Below are 7,620 nucleotides of genomic sequence, written 5' to 3'. Positions count from 1 at the left end.
TCAAACAGATGAGCTTATTGTTGGCAACTCAGCCGCGTCAAAAGATTTAAAAAAGCTAATTGACGTCGTCGCGCCATCATCAACAACCGTGCTTATTCTGGGCGAAACAGGCGTTGGTAAAGAACTAGTCGCCCGCGCTATTCATAATAATTCCAACCGAAGCGGTGAATTGATTTCAGTAAATTGCGCCGCGATCCCCAGTGAACTGCTGGAAAGCGAGTTGTTCGGGCACGAAAAAGGCGCCTTTACTGGTGCCGATAAAAACCGCAAAGGTCGTTTTGAAATGGCCGATGGCGGCACGCTGTTTCTAGATGAAATTGGTGACATGCCTCTGTCTCTCCAATCGAAATTGCTGCGCGCGCTAGAAGATCGCACAATTCAGCGGGTTGGTGGTGGCAAGGATATTAAAGTTGATTTTCGCCTTGTCTGCGCAACTCATCAAAATATTCCATCAAAGGTAGATAACGGTTCATTTCGCGCTGACTTATATTACCGGATCAATGTGTTCCCGATTCAAGTGCCAACTTTGGCTGAACGTGCCGTAGATATCCCCCAGATTGTTGAGCGCATTTTGTCACAGATGGGTGAGTATGATAATATTACCCCACCTGAAATATCCGAAAGTGGCTATAGCGAGTTAGGCCGCTATACATGGCCCGGCAATGTTCGTGAGTTACGCAACGTCATTGAGCGCGCCGTAGTGCTATTCGCTGGTAAAAGTATTTCAGGCACCCAGGTTAAAGAAAACCTCTTACGACTAAAAGTTCCTGACCGCGAGGAAGAGATGAATGCCATTTGGGATGCAGCTGATGATTTAAGTGGGATTTCATTAGGTGGCATTGGAGAGCCAGAAGATGCGCCGCTTCCGCATCCATCACATTATCGGGACTGGTTTAGTTATTTTGATACAATTGACCTGCGACGACATTTGCGTGACATAGAAGTGGTATTGATTGAAGCCTCATTGGAAAAAAGCGAAGGCATGGTCAGCCAGGCGGCTGCCGCGCTGAAATTAAGGCGCACCACGCTGATTGAAAAAATGAAAAAATTAATGATCGAGAAGCCAGTAGCGCAATCAAACGCCCTTGAAAACATAGACTAGCTTGGCCGATAACCATTCAATTGTCTTAATTTCGAGCCAGTGTTCTGCCGCAATTCAGCCATCAGGCCTAACACTTTTTCTTTAGCCGCATCATTCTGCTGGACACAACGTTTAGCAATCTTGAACCATTGTTCGTCGGCAACGGCATCTTGCGGGACTTCCATTTTATTCACCAGATTACGGCGCGATTGATCTAAAATCTCAATAGCCGCAAAATCGGCGCGGTTGATGGCATCATCAATTTCATGGCTAAGCACCTCAAACTCTTTTATTAAAGCCAGATTGTTTGGGAATTCTTTATCCTTTGACATCATTGTCATGTTACTGCCTTTCCTATCATCCCCCATGCATCACAAATTTCATCCAACGCACTAATCGCAACTTTAGTTCCTGCAATTTCATTATTGCCTGAGTCAGTGATTAATTGAATACGTGCATACTCATATAGCCGAAACAAATTTTCAGCAATTTCCCCCCCATCCTCAAAGTTAAGGCTCGTTTGCAGACCATAAATAATGGTTAATGCACGAGATAAAGATTTTGAGCGCTCCTCTGGAGACCCTTTAGGATCCTCTACATTCACGACGAATTTATTCATCGCGCGCAACAGCTCTTCAAACATAAGAAAAACCATTGCATGGGGATCATCTGACTCAACGATAGCGTCCTGATCAGATTTTTTATAAGCATGCATCATTTTATTGTAGCTCATTGAGGGATTTCGCTCCTATTTCTTGCATTTTGACGCAGTTATGCTATTACTAGATCCATGATGAATACTTTAGCAAATCAAGCTATACCGCCAGTTTCTGCGGCAAAACCCGCCAACGCATATGCGATGACTGCTATGTCACCTGCAAACATTGTGCCAAGTTTGCGTCAAACGGCAATGGGAATCGAAGCAACAAGCGCCTTACAGGTAATGCCGAAGGATTATCCAAATCAACCTGCGATGATTATCAGACACCCTAGGCATGCCCCATCAGCTGTTGCTGCCGAACAGTTTCTGGCAGCACGTGCGCTTATGTCACCTGCTTATCAACACAACACGCTTTTATCGAAAATGGCGCGCGTTTCTAATATGCATTTTGAAACGCCTCGTTTTCGCGATCATGTGGATATTCTGGCCTAAGTTAGTATCGTTTTAGGTCAGGCGCGCTCTAAATCGGCAATGCGCCCCTGTAAACCCAAATATAATTTAAATAGGTCGGCTTCGGTTACAACACCAAGCAAGGTATTATTATGCCGGTCAATAACCGGGATATGTTCGCCAACAAAGTTACTGGCAATTTCGATGGCTTGCTGCAGTGACGCATCATGCTTGATCGATATTGGCTCCGACTGAACATGCGTCTTTGCCAAGCTGTCTGATGTTTCAGCCAGTAACGCATGCAAGGTCAGCTTGCCTTTGAAACCACCACTATCATCAAGCAGGTAAGCTTCTGTGGCTTTTGCATCAACCATGACCCTGATTGCTTGCTGCACTGAACAGGTTTCTTTCAAAGCCACATAGTCATCATGCGCAATATCGGTAATGTAGGTTTCCATCATTTCAATATGCCCCCGCCCAAGCGAGACATCTATGCCCCGGTCAAGAAGTTGCCGGTCGAAGAATGAATGGCCAAACATAGCATGCGCCACCATTGAACTTGTGACAACGCTGAGCATAGCGGCTACGGCAAATTCATAACTCATTGTTAATTCAAGGATGATCAAAACCCCTGAAATGGGTGCACCTATGACCGCGCTTGCAACAGCTGCCATACCGCAAATAGCCAAGCCAGGCCCTGCGTTGAGGATACCAAGACTGACAAATACACGCCCAACAAAAGCGCCAGCAGACGCGCCAACAAGCAAGGCAGGTGAAAATACGCCACCAAACATCCCAAAACCAATACAAAGTGCTGTTAACCCGATTTTGGCAATGAACAAAATCAGCAGACCAACATTCAATGTTTCCGCATTCAGAATATTGGAAATCACTGATGTACCAAGGCCAAGAGCCTCAGGCACCCACATGCCAACAATGCCCGCACCAATTGCGGCAGTGATAAGCAAACGCGCGGGTGACCAGCCAGATGCGGCAGCGAAACGGGCACTATGGCGAATTGACATCATGAATAAAACGGCAATAAGACCAAATAAAGGGCCAGCGATCAATGCTGCTGGTAACAATCCGATGAGATCAACGTTGATATTATCCATTGCAAAGACATAACTATCACCAAATATCCATTTACTGACCCCAGCAGCCGTTATGCTGGCGATTGCAATCGGGGCAATGGCACGAAGCGAGAAATGCCGCAAAATGGCTTCATGTGCAAAAACAATTCCGGCAATTGGTGCGTTAAAACCAGCAGCGATTGCGCCTGCTACACCACATCCAATAAAGACATCCGTCGAGAGCATACCGCCTGTGTGCTGACGCATAAAGCTGCCCATAGTGGCACCAAAATGTACAAGAGGACCATACTGGCCAACTGATCCACCACCAGCAGCCGACACAAAGGCTACAAGAGTTGAACCAATGCCAGCGCGCACATCCAACTCATTATCAGTGCGATGAGCAGCAAAAATACTATCTGCGGGGCCATGAAAACGTTTGATTTTAAATAAGCGACGGATGATTAAAATCACGGCTACAGCTAGTAATAATCCACATAATGGAGCAAAAGATAAGTTAGTTGTTCCAATTACAACAACAAGATTGCTGAAGGCACCGCGAGCGTCAGAAAGATATTGAACACCCTTTACAAAGCCATTTGACATTAACGCCATGACGAAACCGAACAATAATCCCGTTGCAATCACGACCACGAATGATGTCAAAACAGAAACATATTTACCAAAATTGCTGATAACGTAATTTATCACTCTAACTCACAAGCATCTCAATTAAACTGTCAAAAGCCTCAATTAATGGGCAATTTAATGACCCTGCGCCTGCCCCATTAACGAAATATTAGTATGTTTGGCGCCCTATTGCATTAATTTTATCTAAAGCGGCATAAATCTTGCAGATTTGAGCCGTTAACATAAATAGATGAAATTTCAGGCATAATTAAATGGCAGTAGATTATCTAAGCGCCCTCAATGTAGGCTCTGGCTTGAACACAACCGAGTTGATTGATACTCTTGTCAATGCTGAACGCGCACCGACTGAAAGCCTTATTACCAAGGGCAAAGAAGAACGTACCGTCAACATCTCAAGTGTGGGCAGAATCAAACAAGGCTATAGTGATTTCAATAGCGCGCTAACACCTTTGGATGGCATTACAGGCCTGACAGCGTCACATATTGGAAGTTCGCTTGACATAGAAATTTCGGATCCAACGATTGCCAAGGATTTCTCAAGCAATATCGAAATCAACAGTCTAGCCGCCAGTCAAAGTCTAGTTTTTGATGGCTTTTCAGCGGTCACATCTAGTGTTGGCACTGGCACCTTAGAAATTTCGCTTGGCAACCGCGCGTCACTGACTGTTGTCGAAACAACAGATGGCAGTAGTTCAAATGTAGAAATCCAATCTATCACTGGTTTGGACAGTACCGCCATAACTGCACTTGCGGGCAAAACGATGACATTGTCCGATGGCACAAATACAGTTTCACACACTTTTTCTGCGGGGGCGTTAAATGTTGCTGAAACAACGACCGGATCGTCTTCAGTTATTGAAGTGCAATCAATCACTGGACTCGATGCCACCGGTCTTGCCAGTCTGGCAGGGCAAACGCTGACTCTTTCAGATGGCACCAACTCAATCACCCATACTTTTGATACTGCGCCTGCAGATTTAGATGCGATGGTCACAGCGCTTACAAATGCTACAGGATACTCGGATTTAGGGTTTGGTATTACCGCTGGTACCGATGCCCTGACACTCACTTACGAAGCTGTTGGAGAGGTTTCTTTAGCCACTGCCATTACGTCATCGCCCTCAAATCTGGCGGCGGTTGTTACAGGCCTTCAAGGCGCAACCGGTTATGCAGACCTTGCCTTTGGCGTCACAGCTGGAACAGATGCGCTTACATTGACCTATGAATCAAATGCTTCTGTTAGTCTTGCGACAGCTGAAACTTTTGATCCAAATGATGATGTAACCAAACAGACTATTACCATCGGCACGCAATCATCATTTACCGTCAGCAAAACAACCACAGGCTCTGACTCAGTGGCTGAAATTCAAACTATTGCTGGTTTTGACAGTACTGGTTTGACAAATTTGGCTGGGCAAACTGTAACTATTTCGGACGGCACAAACTCGATTGAGCATACATTCGCAACTGCCCCCGCTGACCTTGCAGCAGTGGTAACTGCGCTACAGGGGGCAACTGGCTATGCTGATTTAACCTTTGGTATTACTGCCGGCACCGATGCACTTACCCTCACCTATAAGTCAGCGGCCACGCAAGATTTGGCTACAGCGGTAAAAATTGGTGGTGGTGATAGCCTTACCGAAGTTCGTGACTACATAAACGCATCTTCACTTGATATTGTCGCATCCGTTGTTAAGAAAAGTGATACCAATTACGCGCTTGCCATTAAATCACGCGAAGGTTTGGATTACAGCATGAATATAGCTGTAACCGAAACGCCTGCATCTTCGGGGCTCAGTAGCCTTAGCTATACAAAATTCAATAGCACACAAGAGACCGTCAGTGCCGCCGATGCCAGCATTACTGTAGATGGTATTTCAGTGACACGTGACAGTAACAGCGTCACCGATTTGATCGATGGTATGACCATCACATTAAAATCGACAACCACAAGCGCAGAGACCATTGGGGCATCTTATGACGCCGACACTGCCTATGCCGCGATGAGTCTCTTTATAACAAATATCAATACGCTCGCGGCTAATATAGACGCCGAAAGCAAACGCGGTGTAAATGGCGATGAAAGCGGCCCACTCGCTGGCGACCCATCAATCCGCAGTTTGCGGCAAAAGCTTCGCGCTTTTAGCACACAAGCTATACCTGGCTTTGGACCCGATTCAGTTTATCTTGCCAATTTTGGTGTCCGCACCGAACTTGATGGCACATTGACGCTGAATGAAGCAGAGATGAAAGCGGCCTTTGAAAATGATCCAGATAGCTTTGCTGCGATCATGAATAGCCGGGTTACAACAGGAAGCCCGCTTGTTACAGGAAGCGTATCAGGCGATAAATACACACCTGGTGTCTACAGCTTTACACTGACTGATGGCGTTGGAACGCTTGGCACAACACAATTGACAAATTTTGGGACGGCTTACGCATCAACATCAGGTGACACAAATGGCGTCGCTCTGTCTATCAGTGGCGGCGGGACCGATACAACAGTCTATGTAGGTAAAAGCCTGCTTGAAACATTTCAGGAGTATGCAGGCAAATTGCTGGCTAGCACGAATGAACTTGATAAAAAAATAGCGGTCTATAATAGTGAGATAGAAGATTATGATGCCCAGCTTGCAGCGCTCGAAACACGTATGGCAAGCGTCAGGTCGCAATATGTGACCAAATTCTCGGCGATGAATTCGGCCGTGGCCAGCATGGAAAGCACAAAGACGCAATTAACAAGCATGATGGATGCTTGGACAGCATCGCTGAAAGCCTAAATGAAATTGGCGTGAGAGATTAGCGCTAACAGCTAAGCGCTAAAAGGCATCCAACAAAGATACAGTTCGACCAACCAACTCTACAAGATGTGGCAGGTTTTCTTCTTCATCTTCGACTTTCCATCCCGCTGGAGCCTGGGGAACCGTGTTTGAACGAAGTCCAAAGACATAAGCTCGAAACCCCTTTATCATAGCAACAGAACCAGCTTCGGCTTGTTTTACCGGATCTTCGGCAGACCCAAACATTGATTTAAGCTTGCGGGGCTTGCCAACACCCTCATTATGGATACGGTAATAGCAATAATCTGCAATCAAATTGACAGCTTGTTCACCAGCTTCTATTTCAGCCAAGAACCCCATTAATTCATTCGCTGTGTCACTAAACACCGCCTCATCAATGGGCGCATATCGCTCAGCCAGCCCGTTAGCATATTTTGAGGCAAATACCTCAAGATTTAGCTCTGCTGACAAAAACTCAGCGACGCATCTAGAAACAGCGACATCAAAAACCCAACCTGGACAATGCATTGGATACCCCAGCAAACCAATTAATTTTAAACTAAATACACATATCTTATAACGTTATCTATATAATAATTTACTTACAGATAATCAAAATAAATTTATATCCAATTATAAATCAAACCGAAAAAAACTTAGTGATCATATAATTATTATAGCATTTTCAATATGTTGAATTTTTTTCTTACAGAACGCTAATCATTTTTACCATGTGTCGTAAACCTTCCTGACGAAGAAACTTTCACTCTAGTTATGGAGATTTACTATGACTGCTATTAACACAAATGTATCTGCCTTGAATGCGCAGTATTACCTTGCGAATACCAACAAAGAGATGGAACAGTCGATGCAACGTCTATCGTCTGGTTTCAAAGTTAACAGTGCAGCCGACGACGCTGCTGG

Annotated in this window: 8 protein-coding genes; 4 read left to right on the top strand and 4 right to left on the bottom strand. The window is 45.2% G+C overall.

Features of this window, described 5'->3' with window-relative positions; all coding sequences use genetic code 11:
* On the top strand, positions 1-1,102 hold a 1,102-nt coding region (locus ACTF7Q_RS02140), incomplete at its 5' end, for a sigma-54 interaction domain-containing protein (RefSeq protein ID WP_438996205.1).
* Here ACTF7Q_RS02140 and ACTF7Q_RS02135 read toward each other — a convergent pair.
* Together ACTF7Q_RS02135 and fliS are read right to left on the bottom strand one after the other, a co-directional pair.
* Complete coding sequence (locus ACTF7Q_RS02135) at positions 1,099-1,422, bottom strand: hypothetical protein (RefSeq protein WP_438996204.1); 324 nt, start codon at positions 1,420-1,422, stop codon at positions 1,099-1,101. The genes ACTF7Q_RS02140 and ACTF7Q_RS02135 overlap by 4 nt on opposite strands.
* Positions 1,419-1,814, bottom strand: coding sequence for a flagellar export chaperone FliS (gene fliS / locus ACTF7Q_RS02130; protein ID WP_438996203.1), 396 nt, complete (start codon positions 1,812-1,814; stop codon positions 1,419-1,421). The genes ACTF7Q_RS02135 and fliS overlap by 4 nt, the downstream gene beginning before the upstream one ends.
* 135 nt (positions 1,815-1,949) lie before the next feature.
* Here fliS and ACTF7Q_RS02125 point away from each other — a divergent pair, with 135 nt between their 5' ends.
* On the top strand, positions 1,950-2,234 hold the full coding sequence (locus ACTF7Q_RS02125) for a hypothetical protein (RefSeq protein WP_438996202.1): 285 nt from the start codon (positions 1,950-1,952) through the stop codon (positions 2,232-2,234).
* A 17-nt stretch (positions 2,235-2,251) separates the two neighbouring features.
* Here the strand turns inward: ACTF7Q_RS02125 and ACTF7Q_RS02120 are convergent, their stop codons facing one another.
* On the bottom strand, positions 2,252-3,880 hold the full coding sequence (locus tag ACTF7Q_RS02120; RefSeq protein ID WP_438996201.1) for a chloride channel protein: 1,629 nt from the start codon (positions 3,878-3,880) through the stop codon (positions 2,252-2,254).
* Between the two features lie 287 nt (positions 3,881-4,167).
* Here ACTF7Q_RS02120 and fliD point away from each other — a divergent pair, with 287 nt between their 5' ends.
* A complete protein-coding gene (gene fliD / locus ACTF7Q_RS02115; RefSeq protein ID WP_438996200.1) occupies positions 4,168-6,696 on the top strand; it encodes a flagellar filament capping protein FliD in 2,529 nt (842 codons plus the stop codon).
* A 39-nt stretch (positions 6,697-6,735) separates the two neighbouring features.
* On the opposite strand, the gene ACTF7Q_RS02110 is transcribed toward fliD, so the two are convergent.
* Positions 6,736-7,224 (bottom strand): hypothetical protein, encoded by a 489-nt coding sequence (locus ACTF7Q_RS02110; protein WP_438996199.1) that lies wholly within the window; start codon positions 7,222-7,224, stop codon positions 6,736-6,738.
* 259 nt (positions 7,225-7,483) lie between these two features.
* On the opposite strand from ACTF7Q_RS02110, the gene ACTF7Q_RS02105 reads away from it, so the two are divergent.
* Positions 7,484-7,620 (top strand): flagellin N-terminal helical domain-containing protein (locus ACTF7Q_RS02105; RefSeq protein WP_438996244.1); only part of this gene is annotated, 137 nt, incomplete at its 3' end.

This window comes from Puniceispirillum sp. (SeqCode), from assembly GCF_965657105.1.
In the GTDB taxonomy this organism is placed as follows: Bacteria; Pseudomonadota; Alphaproteobacteria; order Puniceispirillales; family Puniceispirillaceae; genus Puniceispirillum.
The sequence above is the reverse complement of the archived record's forward strand: the minus strand, read 5'-3'. Positions and strand labels throughout refer to the sequence as shown.

Bases quoted from the DNA above. Each gene is read 5' to 3' on its own strand.
- ACTF7Q_RS02120 (WP_438996201.1), bottom strand. From the start codon at position 3,880: ATGGCGTTAATGTCAAATGGCTTTGTAAAGGGTGTTCAATATCTTTCT.
- ACTF7Q_RS02110 (WP_438996199.1), bottom strand. From the start codon at position 7,224: ATGCATTGTCCAGGTTGGGTTTTTGATGTCGCTGTTTCTAGATGCGTC.
- fliS (WP_438996203.1), bottom strand. From the start codon at position 1,814: ATGAGCTACAATAAAATGATGCATGCTTATAAAAAATCTGATCAGGAC.
- ACTF7Q_RS02125 (WP_438996202.1), top strand. From the start codon at position 1,950: ATGTCACCTGCAAACATTGTGCCAAGTTTGCGTCAAACGGCAATGGGA.
- ACTF7Q_RS02135 (WP_438996204.1), bottom strand. From the start codon at position 1,422: ATGACAATGATGTCAAAGGATAAAGAATTCCCAAACAATCTGGCTTTA.
- fliD (WP_438996200.1), top strand. From the start codon at position 4,168: ATGGCAGTAGATTATCTAAGCGCCCTCAATGTAGGCTCTGGCTTGAAC.